This window comes from Agrobacterium tumefaciens (assembly GCF_005221325.1).
GTDB lineage: Bacteria > Pseudomonadota > Alphaproteobacteria > Rhizobiales > Rhizobiaceae > Agrobacterium.
In genome coordinates this window covers 1,203,393-1,218,937 of record NZ_CP039888.1, presented here as the reverse complement: position 1 = coordinate 1,218,937, position 15,545 = coordinate 1,203,393, and the positions used below count along the sequence as shown (strand labels likewise).

The 15,545-nt window shown below is 59.9% G+C and carries 14 protein-coding genes; 4 read left to right on the top strand and 10 right to left on the bottom strand.

Annotation, left to right across the window (positions count from 1 at the left end; all coding sequences use genetic code 11):
- Positions 1 to 73: 73 nt before the first annotated feature.
- Both CFBP5499_RS06360 and mazG read left to right on the top strand, forming a co-directional pair.
- Positions 74 to 661 carry a deaminase gene (locus CFBP5499_RS06360; RefSeq protein ID WP_080825155.1) on the top strand — a complete coding sequence of 196 codons (588 nt, stop codon included), beginning with the start codon at positions 74 to 76 and terminating at the stop codon, positions 659 to 661.
- A 73-nt stretch (positions 662 to 734) separates the two neighbouring features.
- The gene (gene mazG, locus CFBP5499_RS06355; protein ID WP_080825156.1) at positions 735 to 1,580 is read left to right on the top strand and encodes a nucleoside triphosphate pyrophosphohydrolase; all 846 of its coding nucleotides are present in this window, start codon (positions 735 to 737) and stop codon (positions 1,578 to 1,580) included.
- A 197-nt stretch (positions 1,581 to 1,777) separates the two neighbouring features.
- Here the strand turns inward: mazG and hflX are convergent, their stop codons facing one another.
- The 8 genes from hflX to dusB form a co-directional block, all read right to left on the bottom strand.
- A complete protein-coding gene (hflX, locus tag CFBP5499_RS06350) occupies positions 1,778 to 3,217 on the bottom strand; it encodes a GTPase HflX (RefSeq protein WP_175416636.1) in 1,440 nt (479 codons plus the stop codon).
- 91 nt (positions 3,218 to 3,308) lie between these two features.
- On the bottom strand, positions 3,309 to 3,551 hold the full coding sequence (gene hfq, locus CFBP5499_RS06345; RefSeq protein ID WP_080825157.1) for an RNA chaperone Hfq: 243 nt from the start codon (positions 3,549 to 3,551) through the stop codon (positions 3,309 to 3,311).
- A 184-nt stretch (positions 3,552 to 3,735) separates the two neighbouring features.
- Positions 3,736 to 5,112, bottom strand: coding sequence for a Trk system potassium transporter TrkA (gene trkA, locus CFBP5499_RS06340; protein WP_080825158.1), 1,377 nt, complete (start codon positions 5,110 to 5,112; stop codon positions 3,736 to 3,738).
- 49 nt (positions 5,113 to 5,161) lie between these two features.
- Positions 5,162 to 6,526, bottom strand: coding sequence for a sigma-54-dependent transcriptional regulator (locus tag CFBP5499_RS06335; RefSeq protein ID WP_003521348.1), 1,365 nt, complete (start codon positions 6,524 to 6,526; stop codon positions 5,162 to 5,164).
- Positions 6,516 to 8,777: a sensor histidine kinase NtrY-like gene (locus tag CFBP5499_RS06330; RefSeq protein WP_080825159.1), complete on the bottom strand. Its 2,262-nt coding sequence runs from the start codon at positions 8,775 to 8,777 to the stop codon at positions 6,516 to 6,518. Before CFBP5499_RS06330 ends, CFBP5499_RS06335 begins: the two co-directional genes overlap by 11 nt.
- Positions 8,778 to 8,927: 150 nt before the next feature.
- On the bottom strand, positions 8,928 to 10,379 hold the full coding sequence (gene ntrC / locus CFBP5499_RS06325; protein ID WP_004441656.1) for a nitrogen regulation protein NR(I): 1,452 nt from the start codon (positions 10,377 to 10,379) through the stop codon (positions 8,928 to 8,930).
- A complete protein-coding gene (locus tag CFBP5499_RS06320; RefSeq protein ID WP_080825160.1) occupies positions 10,376 to 11,524 on the bottom strand; it encodes a two-component system sensor histidine kinase NtrB in 1,149 nt (382 codons plus the stop codon). Before CFBP5499_RS06320 ends, ntrC begins: the two co-directional genes overlap by 4 nt.
- Complete coding sequence (gene dusB / locus CFBP5499_RS06315; RefSeq protein ID WP_080825161.1) at positions 11,521 to 12,537, bottom strand: tRNA dihydrouridine synthase DusB; 1,017 nt, start codon at positions 12,535 to 12,537, stop codon at positions 11,521 to 11,523. Before dusB ends, CFBP5499_RS06320 begins: the two co-directional genes overlap by 4 nt.
- A 276-nt stretch (positions 12,538 to 12,813) precedes the next feature.
- Here dusB and CFBP5499_RS06310 point away from each other — a divergent pair, with 276 nt between their 5' ends.
- Both CFBP5499_RS06310 and CFBP5499_RS06305 read left to right on the top strand, forming a co-directional pair.
- Positions 12,814 to 14,001: a bifunctional 2-C-methyl-D-erythritol 4-phosphate cytidylyltransferase/2-C-methyl-D-erythritol 2,4-cyclodiphosphate synthase gene (locus tag CFBP5499_RS06310; protein ID WP_080825162.1), complete on the top strand. Its 1,188-nt coding sequence runs from the start codon at positions 12,814 to 12,816 to the stop codon at positions 13,999 to 14,001.
- Positions 13,998 to 14,507 (top strand): CinA family protein, encoded by a 510-nt coding sequence (locus CFBP5499_RS06305; protein ID WP_080825163.1) that lies wholly within the window; start codon positions 13,998 to 14,000, stop codon positions 14,505 to 14,507. Before CFBP5499_RS06310 ends, CFBP5499_RS06305 begins: the two co-directional genes overlap by 4 nt.
- Here the strand turns inward: CFBP5499_RS06305 and CFBP5499_RS06300 are convergent.
- Positions 14,489 to 14,944, bottom strand: a complete 456-nt coding sequence (locus tag CFBP5499_RS06300) for a type II toxin-antitoxin system RatA family toxin (RefSeq protein WP_080825164.1) — start codon at positions 14,942 to 14,944, stop codon at positions 14,489 to 14,491. The two genes, CFBP5499_RS06305 and CFBP5499_RS06300, sit on opposite strands and share 19 nt — an antisense overlap.
- Positions 14,945 to 14,953: 9 nt before the next feature.
- Positions 14,954 to 15,523, bottom strand: a complete 570-nt coding sequence (locus CFBP5499_RS06295; RefSeq protein ID WP_080827347.1) for an AAA family ATPase — start codon at positions 15,521 to 15,523, stop codon at positions 14,954 to 14,956.
- Positions 15,524 to 15,545 lie beyond the last annotated feature (22 nt).

The window sequence follows — 15,545 nt, the reverse complement described above, 5'->3', positions numbered from 1 at the left end:
AGGAACGACAATCACCTGTCGATTTCTCCATGCGAAAACCGCTTTCCTTAAAGCGGCACGAAGGATCAGACCCTTGACCAGCCAGCCGCTCGCCGCCCGCCTCCTCGATGTCATCGAACACGAAATCCTGCCCCTGACGGTCCGCGGCGTCAGCCTCGGCAACAAGGTTTTTGGGGCGGCGATCCTGCGCAAATCGGACCTGTCGCTTGTCGTTGCCGAGACCAATAATGAGCTGGAAAATCCGCTCTGGCACGGCGAAGTGCATACGCTGAAGCGATTTTACGAGCTGGGCGAAAAGCCGAATACCAAGGACCTGATTTTCCTCTCCACCCACGAACCCTGCACCATGTGCATGTCCGCCATCACCTGGGCCGGCTTCGATAATTTCTATTCCTTCTTCAGCCACGAGGATTCGCGCGACGCTTTCGCGATCCCGCATGACCTGAAAATCCTCAAGGAAGTTTTCGGGCTGGAACCGGGCGGTTATCGTCGCAACAATGCCTTCTGGAATTCTTTCTTCATCGCGGACCTCGTAGAAGGCGAAGACGATCCGCTGAAAAGCGCGCTGAAGGCGCAGACGGCCCGCATCAAGGCTGCTTATGACGATCTTTCCACCAGCTACCAATCATCAAAGAGCGACAACGATATTCCGCTGAATTAAAGCATTTCAGGAAAACTGCGTAGCGGTTTTCCGTCCGGACAATGCGTAAAACTAAAACGAAGGTTTAGACACGATGGAAGCCTCGAAGGATATTTCCCGCCTGATCGAGATCATGGAAGCGCTGCGTCAGCCGGAAACCGGCTGTCCCTGGGATGTCGTGCAGACCTTCGAGACCATCAAGCCCTATACGATCGAAGAGGCCTATGAGGTTGCCGACGCCATCGAGCGCAAGGATATGGACGATCTTTGCGATGAACTGGGCGATCTTCTCCTGCAGGTGGTTTTCCATGCCCGCATTGCCGAGGAACGGGGTGAATTCGCCTTTGGTGACGTGGTGCATGCCGTTACCTCGAAGATGATCCGCCGCCATCCGCATGTCTTCGATGTCTCCGATGCCGATACGCCTGACAGCGTCAAGCTGCAGTGGGACCAGATCAAGGCCGAGGAAAAACGCGAGCGCGCAGAGCGCCGCGCCCGTCGGGGCATCACCGAAGATTTCAAGGCCGGGTTTCTGGGCGGCGTGCAGCGCAGCCAGCCGGCGCTGACAGAGGCTTTGAAATTGCAGGAACAGGCCGCCCGTGTCGGTTTCGACTGGTCGGACCCGGCTCCCATCCTCGACAAGATCGAGGAGGAAATCGCTGAACTGCGGGAGGCGCTGGCGGAGGGAAAGCCGGAGAAAGTCTCTGACGAACTCGGCGATCTGATCTTTGCGCTGGTCAATATCGGCCGCCACGTCAAAGCCGATCCGGAAAATGCCCTGCGTGGCACCAATACGAAATTCCGCAGGCGTTTCAATCACATCGAGACTTCGCTCAGCGACAATGGCGAAACGTTGAAAGAGGCGAGCCTCGAGAGGATGGAAGATTTGTGGCAAGCGGCGAAGCGGATCGAGCGATCGCTTGATACGGTTTCGTCCTGACCACTCGGGATATGCGTTAAAAGCAGGAGCGCTAAGCGCTTCGAGGATTATCTATGGAGGGCGAAAACCTCACCTTCGTCATGCTCGGGCCTGTCCCGAGCATCTGCTGCCTATCGATTTTGAATACCGTGGCAGATCCTCGGGACAAGCCCGAAGATGACGCCGAATATGACGGAAACTTACCATCATCGAAGCGCTCAGCGCTCCCAGTCTTCCCGCTCGCGGACGGTCGTCTTTCCGAGCTTCCGTTCGAGTTCGACGGCCTGTGCTTCCGACAGGCGCACATCCAGCGCAACCGATCCGTCTTCATGATCTTCACGATTATCGACGATGGAATTGCTGTAGACCCAGGAGATCAGCGGCAATTGCTCGACGGAAAGTACCACGGTTGTTTCCGTCAGCACACCAGAGAGACGCTTTGAAATCTCGTCCATCAGGGCATCGACGCCCTCGCCGGTGATTGCGGAAACGGCGCGTATATCCGAGCGGCCTTCGGCGCGCTGCATGATGGCATCGTGCGCTTCCGGCTCCAGACGATCGACCTTGTTCCAGACCTCGATGATGCGCTTTTCGGCTTCCTTCTCGTCGATGCCGAGATCACCCAGAATGCGCAGCACATCTGCCGACTGGGCGGCATTATCAGGATCGGACATGTCACGCACATGCAGAACAAGATCGGCTTCCAGCACCTCTTCCAGCGTCGCGCGGAAAGCGGCGACAAGATGTGTCGGCAGGTCGGAGATGAAACCGACCGTATCCGACAGGATGACGGTTCGGCCATGCGGCAATTTCATCCGACGCAAGGTCGGGTCGAGTGTGGCGAACAGCATGTCTTCCGCCAGAACACCCGCCCCGGTGATGCGGTTGAACAGCGTGGATTTGCCGGCGTTGGTATAGCCAACCAGCGCAACGATCGGATGCGGCACCTTGCGGCGCTTGGCGCGGTGAAGCTGGCGGGTGCGCACCACCTGCTCCAGCTCCTTTTCGAGTTTCACGATGCGATCCTGCAGCAACCGTCTATCGGCCTCGATCTGGGTTTCACCCGGACCGCCCATAAAGCCCGCACCACCGCGCTGGCGTTCAAGGTGGGTCCAGCTTCTGACGAGGCGGCCCTTCTGGTAGTTCAGATGCGCAAGATCGACCTGCAGCGTGCCTTCCTTGGTAGAAGCACGCCGGCCGAAGATTTCAAGGATCAGGCCGGTGCGGTCGATGACCTTGGCGTTCCACTGCTTTTCGAGATTGCGCTGCTGCACCGGCGTCAGCGGATGGTCGACAATCACCAGGCCGGAATCGGTCTCATCCAGAAGATGACCGATTTCCTCGATCTTGCCCGTTCCGAACAGGGTCGCGGGGCGCGGCTGGTTGACCGAAACGACGAGCCCCTGGGTCACCTCGAGATCGATGGCAAGCGCCAGACCCTTCGCTTCCTCAAGCTTGGCTTCGACGGATCGACCGGGAGCTGCCGGGGCTGACGCCGCGTCACGACTTTCGCGCGGCTGCTTGAGAACGGGTACAAGAACGACCGCGCGCATGTCGTCGCGGCGCTTTTCCTGCTCCGGAATGATCGATTCGTTCGAGGTGTCGCGTGTTGAAATGGGTTCGGCCTTATCCAGAAAGAATGTTACGGCCGACCGCATCCGCGCGGGCGGCCATGGGAGTTAACCTGAGGGAACGGGAAATGTTCCCGATCCGCATCAGTCTATGTCGAATATCCGTCAGGGAGCCTGATCAGGCTGCGCCTTCTTCGCTCTCGAACATCTGCATCGGCTGGCCGGGCATGATGGTGGAGATTGCATGCTTGTAGACCAGCTGCGAGTGACCATCGCGGCGCAGAAGCACGCAGAAATTGTCGAAGGAGGTGACAACGCCCGTCAGCTTGACGCCGTTGATCAGGAAAATCGTGAGCGAAATCTTTTGCTTACGAACGGTATTGAGGAAGAGATCCTGAAGGTTTTGAGAACGTTCCTCCATGGCGCCGCTTCTTTCTTTTTTGCCGGCAGGGATACCGGAAAATAATCAATCAATAATAAGCCGGCCGAGTCTTGTCCCCCGCTTGGCCGACCTCAAACTCTGGTATCAAATCATGTTCCGTTCCGCAACGGCGAAAACGGCCTGAGCAGTACGAGTATTGACCCGCATTTTCAATTCGGGACAGTCAAAAATATTGTATCGAAACACGGAAAAGTTGTTCCACGTCCCGCACCGCATCGGCGGAGGCAAACAGCACGACGCGATCCTTCGCCTTGATCTTCGTGCTGCCATCCGGGCGGATCACCACACCGTCGCGATAGATCGCGCCAATGCGTACGCCTTCGGGCATATCGATGTCGCGGAAGGACTGGCCGACCAGCGGCGATGTTTCAAGCGCTTCCGCCTCGATCACCTCCGCCGAACCGCGCTGGACGGCATAAACCGAGCGGATGCGGCCTTTGCGTACATGCTGCAGCACGCGGGAGATCGTGACGGCGCGGGGGTTGATATAGGCGTCGAGCCCGAGCGAGCGGGCGACATCATGGAAGGAGGTACTGTTCAGCAGCGCCAGATTCGACTTGCAGCCGAGCTGCTTGGCGATCACGGCGGCGAGAATGTTGGTCTGGTCGTTATTGGTGAGCGTGACGATAAGATCGGCATCCTGGATGTCGGCCTGCATCAGAATTTTCTGATCGAGGGCCGAGCCATGCATGACAATGGTATTACGCAGCTGTTCGGACGCGGCAATCGCCTTGTCCCGATCGGCCTCGATGATCTTCACCCGCGTTTTCGGCTGCATTTCCTCGATCTTGTGCGCGACGAAATGGCCGATATTGCCCGCGCCTGCAATGACGATTCGCTGCGCTTCCTGCTCCTCGTGACCGAAGAGGCTCAATGTGCGGCGGGCATGCTGGCGCTGGCAGATGACATAGGCAAGGTCGCCTACCCGCAGCTGCTCGGAGGAATGCGCCACCTTGAGAATGCCGTCACGATAGACACCCACCACAGTGGCGATGAGGTCCGGAAACAGATTGGAGAGCTGCTGTAGCGGCGTGTTGATGACAGGGCAATCTTCCATGCATTCGATGGCCAGCATGTAGATCGTATCTTCGGCAAAGCGCACCACGTCGGTAGCGCCCGGAAAGGCAATGCGCCGCAGCACCATCTTGCCGACTTCGACTTCCGGGGAAATCGTGACATCGATGGACATGTTCTCGCGGCTGAAGAGATCGGCATATTCCGGCTTCAGATAGCTCTGGTCGCGAATGCGGGCAATCTTGGTCGGCACGCTGAAGAGTGCATGCGCCACTTCGCAGGCGACGATATTGATCTCGTCGTGCAGGGTCACGGCTATGATCATATCCGCCTGATCCGCACCGGCCTTGGCCAGCATGTCCGGATGGGCGCCGTGACCGACATAACCGCGCACATCCAGCGTCTCGGTAATGGCGGTGATGAGCGGCGCGGCCGTATCGATCACCGATACCTCATTGTCCTCCCGCGACAATTGCTCGGCGATACCGTAACCCACCTGCCCTGCGCCGCAAATGATGACTTTCATGCTGTCTCTCTGACGGAATAATCGGTTGCGGACGAAGTGCGTTCGTCCCTTATACGCCGAGAGATTTCAGTTTGCGATGCAGCGCCGACCGTTCCATGCCGACAAATTCCGCCGTGCGCGAAATATTGCCGCCGAAGCGGTTGATCTGGGCCATCAGGTAGTCCCGTTCGAACATTTCACGCGCTTCACGCAGCGGTAGCGTCATGATGTGCTGGTCGCCCTGCGCCGAAATCTTCGGCAGCATGTCGCCAATATCCGAAGGCAGCATGTCAGCCGAGATCGGCGCTTCGCCACCTTCGGGACGGGCGAGGATCATCAGCCGCTCGATATTGTTGCGCAGCTGGCGGATATTGCCCGGCCAGTCATGCGTCTGGAGAACGGCCATGGCGTCGTCACCGATCTTGCGCGGGCGGATGCCGGCCTGTTCGGAAATCTGCCGCATGAACATGTCGACGAGGAAAGGAATATCCTCGCGCCGTTCGGAAAGCGCCGGCACCTTGACCGGCACGACGGCGAGCCGGTGGTAGAGATCCTCGCGGAACTGACCTTCGGCGATCAGGCTTTCGAGGTGATGGGCGGTGGAGGAGATGATGCGCACATCCACCTTCACCCGCTTGCCGCCGCCGACACGTTCGAATTGCTGATCGACCAGCACACGCAGGATCTTGTTCTGTGTCTCGCGCGGCATTTCACCGACTTCATCGAGATAAAGTACGCCGCGATGGGCTTCTTCCAGCGCACCCACCTTGCGGGGCTGTCCCGGCAGGCCTTCCGTCCCGAAAAGCGCGATCTCCATACGATCAGGCGTAATCGTCGCGGCGTTCAGCGCCACGAAGGGTCCGCTCGCGCGCGAGGACTTCTTGTGGACCATGCGTGCCACCAGTTCCTTGCCGGAACCGGAGGGTCCAAGGATCATGATGCGGCTATTGGTGGGCGCAACCCTGTCGATGGTCTGGCGAAGCTGCGACACCGCAAGTGACGCGCCGACGAGTTCGACCGCGTCACCCGTACGCTTCTTGAGCTCCTGAACCTCGCGCTTCAGCTTGGAATTTTCCAGAGCCCGCTCGGCAATCAGGATCAGGCGGTCGGCCTTGAAGGGCTTTTCGATGAAATCGAAGGCCCCGCGCTTGATGGCGTTGACGGCGGTTTCGATATTGCCGTGACCGGAAATCATGACGACGGGAATTTCCGGGTGGCGACTCTTGATCTCGTCCAGCAGTGCCAGACCGTCGAGCTTCGAGCCCTGCATCCAGATGTCGAGGAAGATCAGGCGCGGCACACGCTCGGAAATGGCGGCCAGCGCGCTGTCGCTGTCGAAGGCCATACGCGTCTCGTGGCCCTCATCGGAGAGAATGCCCGCTACGATTTCGCGAATGTCCGCCTCGTCATCCACGACCAAAATATCAGACGCCATATGCTGCTTCCTTGTTATTTTCGCCGCCGACCGCCTCGATATAGGGCAGCAGCACTCGGATCATGGCGCCATGGCCATGGTCGAATTCGGCAGGGGCATCGTGGAGTTCCAGATACCCGCCATGTTCCTCAATGATCTTCTTGACGATGGCCAGCCCAAGGCCCGTGCCTTTGTCCCGCATCGTCATATAGGGTTCGAGAATGCGGTGACGGTTCTCGACAGGAAGGCCGCGGCCATTGTCGATGATGTCAGCCACGAAACGCGAATTCGCTTCGTCGAAAGAGGCGCGCACCAGGATTTTACCCGGCCGCTTTTCGCCTTCCACCGCCTCGATGGCTTCCGTCGCATTCTTGATGAGATTGCCGAAGGCCTGGCCCAGCATGCGGGCATCGAACATGCCTTCTAGCGGGATGTCGCCCAGTTCGGTTGAAAACTTCGTGTCGGCGGCGCTGATTTCCCGAAGGAACGCCGCATCCTTCAGGATCGCCCGCAGGTCCGACTTTTCCTTCGTTGGCTTCGGCATGCGCGCAAAGGCCGAGAACTCATCCACCATCCGGCCGATATCACCGACCTGCCGGACGATGGTGTCCGTACACTGGTCGAAGATGGCGCGGTCGTTTTCGTCGATCTGCTTGCCGAAACGGCGCTTGATACGCTCTGCGGAAAGCTGGATCGGCGTCAGCGGGTTCTTGATTTCATGCGCAATCCGTCGTGCCACATCCGACCATGCGGTGGAGCGCTGGGCGATGACGAGATCGGTAATGTCGTCGAGAGTGATGACGTAGCTGTCGCGGCCGTCGCGGGCGTCCTCACGGGTCACCTGCACATTCAGCGTCCGTTCCTTGCCGCGCCGCATGATATTGATCTGCTTGCGGAAGTTGCCGCGCGCCCAGGTGTTCGCCTCGGTCACGACCTGGTCGATCTCAGGCGCGATCTCGGAAAGCTGCGCGCCCATCAACTGGTCGAAATTCAGCGCCAGGAATTCCTCGCCGGACGGGTTGACGATGGTGATCCTGCGGTTCTCATCAATGCCAATGACAGCGGCGGTCACACCCGACAGCACGGCTTCGATGAAGCGGCGGCGGTCGTCAATATCGTCCTTCGCCTCGATGATCTGCTCCTGCTGGCTGCGCAGTTCTGAGACCATCTTGTTGAAGGTGCGCGACAGGCGCCCGACGTCGCCATCGACGGCGCGAACGGGAACCAGCACATGCATGTTGCCGGTGGCGACACTGTCGGCGGCGCTGATGAGAAGACGGATCGGCCGCACGATCCGGTCGGCGACCGCGATTGCCGTCCAGATGGCGACCAGAAGCACGATCAGCGCAAAACCAAGATAAAGGATCGCAAAGGCGATCTGCAGCGGCGCTCGGCCCGCCTCCATATTCTTGTATTCCGCGCGGTTCTCCTCCATCAGCCGCATTGCGGTCATCACCTTGGGATCGACCGCGCGTACGGTGTAGAGGAACGTGCCGCTGATGCCCTCTAGCTTAATAATGGCGCCAACGAGGTTAGTAATACCCGGCGGAATAAGGGTCGGTTGACCGGCGGCGGCTTTTTCGAGCGCGTCGTGCGGAATAGCCGGAAGCGGTTTTTCCGTTTTGATATCGGCCTGCGCAACCGCGTCGCCGTCCTCCTGCACCAGAAACGCGCCGAGCAGGCCGCGGCCCTTGGCCTGACGCGTCATCAAATCGACGAAGCCGGTACGATCGAGATAAAAAAGTGCGCGGTTGCGGTCGAGGTCGGTAGCCATCGACAGGGTCTGGCCCTGCAGATAGCCGGCATTTTCCATCATATAGGCCTGGGCGATATTGCCTGATGACTCGACGATCGACTGGGTCCGGATCGAAAACCAGCGGTCGAGGCCAACATTCAACGTCAGGCTGGCGAAGATCGCCACGAGAACGGCCGGCGTTATCGCCACGATGGAGAAAAGCACGACAATGCGGACGTGCAGCCGCGCCGCCGCCCTGCCCTTTTTGCGCGCCTTCAGCAGCCGGTTGATTTCGCGGCCGATGAGGAAGATCAGGCCGATCACGAAGATCGAATTGATCACCACCGAGGCAATGACGACATTGGTCGTCGGTGCAATCGGCGTCACGCCCATAAGCACGAAGAGGGTAATGATGGCACAGACAAGGGCAACGCCGGCGAGCACCAGCCCTGGCAGGGCGAAAGACATCCTGCGATCGGCAACCACCATTCCCGCTGCCTCTTCGGCAACGTCGTGTTCGGCGGCGGGTTTCCGCATGCACTACTCCCAATTGCTGGCCAGCCAGCACCACAGTCCTGAAGTCAGGCAGGACTCGCCTCCCTCTGGCGAATCTCTGTCCTTCCTAGTGTTTTCCAAGCAACACAATGTGGCGAAAATGCAACGACAACTGCGGCCTTGTCAACATTCTCAGCTGGGGCGGGAACTACGATAGACGGAAACACCGAGCTCGCGGATTTTCTTGCGCAGCGTATTGCGGTTGAGACCAAGAAGATCGGCGGCCTTGATCTGGTTGCCGCGGGTTGCCGTCAAGGCGGCGAGAATCAGCGGATATTCGAGTTCGCGGAGCACGCGGTCATAAAGGCCGGGCGGCGGCAGGCCATCGCCGAAGCTGGCGAAATAATCCCGCATGTTTTCCTCGACCGCCTGCGAAATGGTGAGCGAACCGGTGCGGACCGCCATCTTGTCCAGCGGGCTATCGGGAACATCCGACTGCAATTCCTGCTCGATGATCTCGCGGGTGATGACTTCCTGAGGATAAAGCGCCATCAGGCGGCGGATCAGGTTTTCCAGCTCGCGCACGTTGCCCGGCCAGGCATAGGCCTTCATCACCTCCAGCGCCTCGGTCTCGAAACGCTTGCCTTCCAGCCCTTCTTTCTCACCCGTCTGGATGAAATGGCGGACGAGATCAGGAATATCCTCGGCGCGATCGCGCAGCGGCGGCAGGCGCAGCGGTACGACGTTGAGGCGATAATAAAGGTCCTCACGGAAGAGACCCTGATTGATCGACTGCTTCAGGTCCTTGTTGGTGGCGGCAACGATACGGACATCGGTACGGATCGGCGTGCGGCCGCCCACCGTCGTATATTCGCCCTGCTGCAGGACGCGCAGCAGGCGTGTCTGGGCATCCATCGGCATATCGCCAATTTCATCGAGGAACAGCGTGCCGCCCTCGGCCTGCTCGAAACGGCCGGTCGAGCGGTTCTGCGCGCCGGTGAAGGCGCCCTTCTCATGGCCGAACAGTTCCGATTCGATCAGGTCGCGCGGGATGGCTGCCATATTGATGGCAACGAAAGGACCGTTGCGGCGCTTGCCGTAATCATGCAGCGCGCGCGCCACCAGCTCCTTACCCGTACCGGATTCACCCGTGATCATCAGCGTCAGGTCGGTCTGCATCAGACGGGCGAGAACGCGGTAGATTTCCTGCATCGCCGCGGAGCGGCCGACGAGCGGCATGCCGTCCTGCATGTCGTCATCCAGCTTGGCCGGCTTGCGCTTCGGCTCCGACAGGGCGCGGCCGATGATGGCGATCAGCTCCGTCAGGTCGAAGGGCTTGGGCAGATAATCGTAAGCCCCCTTCTCGGAGGCCTTGATGGCCGTCATGAAGGTGTTCTGCGCGCTCATGACGAGAACCGGCAGGTCCGGACGGGCCTTCTTGATGCGCGGCAGAAGATCGAAGGCGTTTTCATCCGGCATCACGACATCGGTCACGACAAGATCGCCCTCACCCGCCGACACCCAGCGCCAGAGCGTTGCGGCATTGGAGGTGATGCGCACGTCGTAACCGGCGCGGCTGAGCGCCTGGTTCAACACCGTGCGGATTGCGGCATCATCATCGGCGACGAGGATCGTAGCTGTCATCTGTCATTTCCTGTCGTGTTCGGCAAAGAGCTGTCGTCAAGCGCCACTTCCGGCGAGACGGGCATCAATACGCGGAAAGTCGTGCGGTGGTTCTGGCTGTCGCATTCGACAATGCCGCCATGGGCGCCGATCAGCTTGGCGACAAGTGCCAGCCCGAGGCCCGAACCATTCGTCTTGGTGGTGATGAAGGGATCGAAGAGATGCGGCAGAAGATCGGCCGGAACACCCGGGCCATTATCATGCACGCAGAACTCAAGCGGCAACGAGATGCGCTCGCGGCTGCCGGCGACCGACATACGCATGCCGGGGCGATAGGCCGTCGTCAGCAGAATCTCGCCGTCAGACTGGTTGCCCACGGCCTCGGCCGCATTCTTCACCAGATTGAGGAAGACCTGCACCAGTTGATCGCGATTGGCATAGACCGGCGGCAGCGACGGGTCGTAATTCTCTGATATCTTGATGTTGCGGGCAAAACCCGCCTTGGCGATGGCCTTCACATGATCGAGCACGGAATGGATATTGACCGGCACGCGGTCCACCGGACGCTCGTCGGAAAAGACTTCCATGCGGTCGACCAGCGAGACGATACGGTCGGTCTCGTCACAGATAAGCCGCGTCAGCGCCCGGTCCTCATCGGGAACGGAGGACTCCAGCAGCTGGGCAGCGCCGCGAATGCCTGACAGAGGGTTCTTGATCTCATGCGCCAGCATTGAGGCAAGGCCTGTGACTGAGCGGGCGGCGGCGCGGTGGGTCAATTGCCGGTCGATCTTGTCGGCCATCGACCGCTCCTGGAAGACGACGACAACCGAACCCGGCTCGCTGACGACAGGCGCGACATAAAGATCGACGAGCTTGTCCTGGCCGAGCCGGGGCGAACTCAGATCGACGCGATATTCGTTGACCGGCGCGCGGCGCTCCCGCACCTGATCGATCAGCGCCAGAAGCGGGCTTCCGAAGGGAATGAAGGTGGAAACGCGGTAGCGGGCAAGGTGGGAAGCGCTCGCCCCGAAAAAGGCTTCCGCCTCCCAATTGGCGAACGCGATGAAACCCTCGCCATCCACTAGAATAACCGGGTTCTGCACCGCATTCAGAACCGCCATGGCGAGCGGGTTTGCATCTGCCGGGCTGTGTTTATCAGCGCTCATGCGGCCTTCCTTGCGGCTTCTTCGCCCGCATTTTCGCTAAGGGCGGAGCGCAGCAGATCCGCCACCTCCCCCGTGTCACGCGATGTCATGATTTTAGCCTTTTCGGGCGTGGCGATGTCAGGAGCGGAACGGTCGAGATACCAGCCCAGATGTTTGCGGGCATGCCGCAGACCGGGTTCCCTTCCGTAAAATTCCAGCATCATCTCGTAATGTTCGATGGCGATGGCGGGAATATCGTCACGGTGCGGCGCTGGATATCCGGCGAGCACAGCCGGCAGCCAGGGCTGCCCCTGTGCGCCGCGACCGACCATGACGGCATCCGCACCGGAACGGCGCAGGATTTCGCGTGCATCCTCGGAGGTTTCCACATCGCCATTGGCGATCAGAGGCAGGGAAATCACCTCGCGCACGGCGCGGATGGCGTCCCAATCCGCCCGTCCCTCATAAAACTGCATGCGGGTGCGGCCGTGAATGGTGATGAGCTGCACGCCTGCCGCTTCGGCGCGGCGGGCGATCTCCGGCGCATTGATGGTGTTTTCGTCCCAGCCGAGCCGCATCTTCAGCGTCACCGGTACATCGACAGCGCCAACCGTCGCCTCGATCAACGACAGGGCGTGATCGGGATCGCGCATCAGCGCCGAGCCGGAGTAAACGCCCGTCACCTTCTTGGCCGGGCAACCCATATTGATATCGATGATTCCAGCGCCGTTATCGGCGGCAATCTTCGCCGCCTCGGCCATGAAACGCGCCTCGCGCCCGGCAAGCTGCACCATATGCGGGACCATGCCAGCATTCTTCAGCCGGGCCCAGGATTCTCCCCTGTTAGCGACGAGTTCGCGGCTTGCCACCATTTCCGTCACGACCAAACCCGCGCCAAAACGCCAGGCCAGCTGCCGGAACGGCAAATCCGTCACGCCCGACATGGGCGCCAGCACCGCACGATTACGGATCGTGACTGAGCCGATGCTAAACGGTTCTGACAACTCCGGAAGGGACAAATGATGATCTTTCATGCAGAAGGGTTATTTGCATTATTTTTAGACAGTGTTTGCGCGGTTGCCAAGCACTTTTAGCGGGCTGCATCTTTTATTTGCTGGGCGGCTGCCTGCCTGTTTTGCTATCGGCAGCAATTTGTGCAGGTTTAAAGGTGCGATGACGATCGATCCTGCGACATGCAGGGGTAAATGCACGTCTTATCGGGCTGGCCATCCGGGTTTTGAAACGCTAGAGCAGGACTGTCAACCGCTAAGGGTTGCGCACAAAGCATATGACCAATGCAGGAAAGTACTATGAAATTCGGCATCGTCATCGTCGCCGCCGGACGCGGCGAAAGGGCAGGCTCCCCCGAGGAAGGGCCAAAGCAATATCGCCCGATCGGCGGCAGGGCCGTGATCGAGCATACATTGACGACCTTCCTCGGCTGGAACGATGCCTGCCCGATCGTGGTCGTCAGCCATGCCGACGATGCGGCACTGCTGTCGCCTATCCTTGGGCGGCTTGATGCTGGCGAGCGGATCACCACGGTAACGGGCGGCGCAACGCGCCAGCAATCGGTTCTGGCCGGGTTGGAGGCGTTCTCCTCGCACGACCTTACCCATGTGATGATCCATGATGCCGTGCGGCCTTTCGTCGCCGCGGACATGCTGGAGCGCATCGTCGCGCTGCATCTGGGTGGCGCATCGGGCGTTCTGCCTGCCCTGCCCGTCACCGATACGCTGAAGCGCGGTGCGGGCGATCGCGTAGAGGAAACGGTTTCCCGGCAGGGGCTTTACGCGGCGCAGACACCGCAGAGTTTCAGCTACAGCGACATTCTCGCCGCGCATCGTGCCGCTGGGGCTTCAGGCAAAACGGATTTCACCGATGATGCATCGATTGCCGAATGGGCGGGATTAACGGTGACGCTGACCGAAGGTTCGGTCGATAATGTGAAACTCACTCTCAAGCGGGATATCGCCATGGCCGATGAAAAGCTCTCCCACGCATTGCCCGACGTGCGAACCGGCAATGGTTACGACGTGCACCAGCTGGAGGCCGGCGACGGCGTGACGCTCTGCGGCATCTTCATCGAACATGACCAGAGGCTGAAAGGCCATTCGGATGCCGATGTGGCGCTGCATGCGCTGACGGATGCGCTGCTGGCCACCTGCGGTGCGGGCGATATCGGCGATCATTTCCCGCCGTCCGATCCGCAATGGAAGGGCGCGGCCTCGCGCATCTTCCTTGAACATGCGGCGAAGGTCGTGCGCGACAATGGCGGCACGATCATGAATGCCGATGTCTCGCTGATTGCCGAAGCGCCGCGCATCGGCCCGCATCGCCAGGCCATGCGGGAGGCGCTTTCGGACATGCTCGGCATTGCGCTGGAGCGCTGCTCGGTGAAGGCGACGACCAATGAGACAATCGGTTTCGTCGGCCGCCGGGAAGGCATCGCCGCCATCGCCACCGCCACCGTTGTCTACCAAGGCAGGCCGCTATGAGCCTTTTCCCCGGAGACATCGAAGAACTGGCGCGGCGGATCATCATTGATTTCACCGCCCGTGGCTTGATGGTCTCGACAGCGGAAAGCTGCACCGGAGGGCTGATCGCCGGCGCGCTGACCGAGATTGCCGGCTCCTCGGCCGTCGTCGACCGTGGTTTCGTCACCTATACCAATGACGCCAAGCGAGACATGCTGGGGGTCGGCATAGAGACGCTGGCAACATTCGGTGCGGTCTCCCGGCAGACCGCGCTGCAAATGGCGCATGGCGCCCTCTTCCGCTCGCGCGCGGATTTCGCCGTGGCGGTGACAGGAATTGCCGGTCCGGGCGGCGGCTCAGCCGAAAAACCGGTGGGGCTGGTGCATCTGGCCGCCAAGGCGCGCAACGGCCACTTCCTGCATCACGAGATGCGTTACGGAGATATCGGCCGAACCGAAATCCGGCTTGCGACTGTCAGAACCGCGTTTGAGATGCTGATTGCGCTCAATCAGGCCGGATCGGTGTAAATCTTGTCGGCGCGGGTCTCGAAGGCTTCCGCGAACATGCGGAACGCCCGATCGAACATCGAGCCCATGACCGCGCCGAGCAGGCGGTTCTTGAATTCATAATCGATGAAGAAATGAATAGCTGCGCCGCCATTTTCGGCCGCTTCGAAACGCCAGCGATTGTCGAGATATTTGAACGGGCCGTCGATATATTTCACGTCGATGGCGCGCTCTGCGGGGTTCAACAACACCTGCGTGGTGAAGGTCTCGCGAATGGCCTTGTAGCCCACGGTCATATCCGCCACCAGCAGCACCTTGCCATCCCGCTCCTTGCGCGAGCGAACGGTGAGCCCTTCGCAAAGCGGCAGAAACTGCGGATATTTCTCCACATCGGCGACGAGGTCGTACATGCGGTCGGGCGAGTGTTTGACAAGGCGATGCGTTTCGAACTGTGGCATGAGCGGCAGTTAATCCTCGATAACAAGAAGATCAAGAAGGCGGCGGATCTGTTTTCGGCTTTTCAGCTGGAATATCGGCACGTTGGGGCCATGAAGCGCAAAATTCTCCTCGAAGACCGGAGTATGGCGGCGTTCGAAATTCCAGATATAGCGCAGGAAATCGAGGTCTATTCTTTCCGGGCAACCCACCGCCATTTCGGGCCGGGCCTTGCCATAACCCTTCACGATCCGGCTGATCGCACCCCACAGGCAAAGCCAACGCGGCATGCGGACCCATAGCACGATATCCGTTCTTGGCAGACGCAAGTCGAAGGATGACGGATTGCTGCCATCCATCAGCCATCGGTCTTCGGTGACGATGGCCGCGATCCTCTGCCGCTGCTCTTCGCGCGGGCGCAACTGCCAGCCGGGCAACCAGAAAATATCGCGGTCCATGGAGATATAGCGAAGCCGGAAGGCAGCCGCGAGCTTTTGCGACAGTGTCGATTTCCCCCCGCCGGAGCAGCCGACGACCATGATGCGGCGTGCCGACGCGATGATGTCAGCTGCGTCCTTGACGTTTTCAAGATAGTTCGGCATCGAATAAACCTCATTCTCGTCG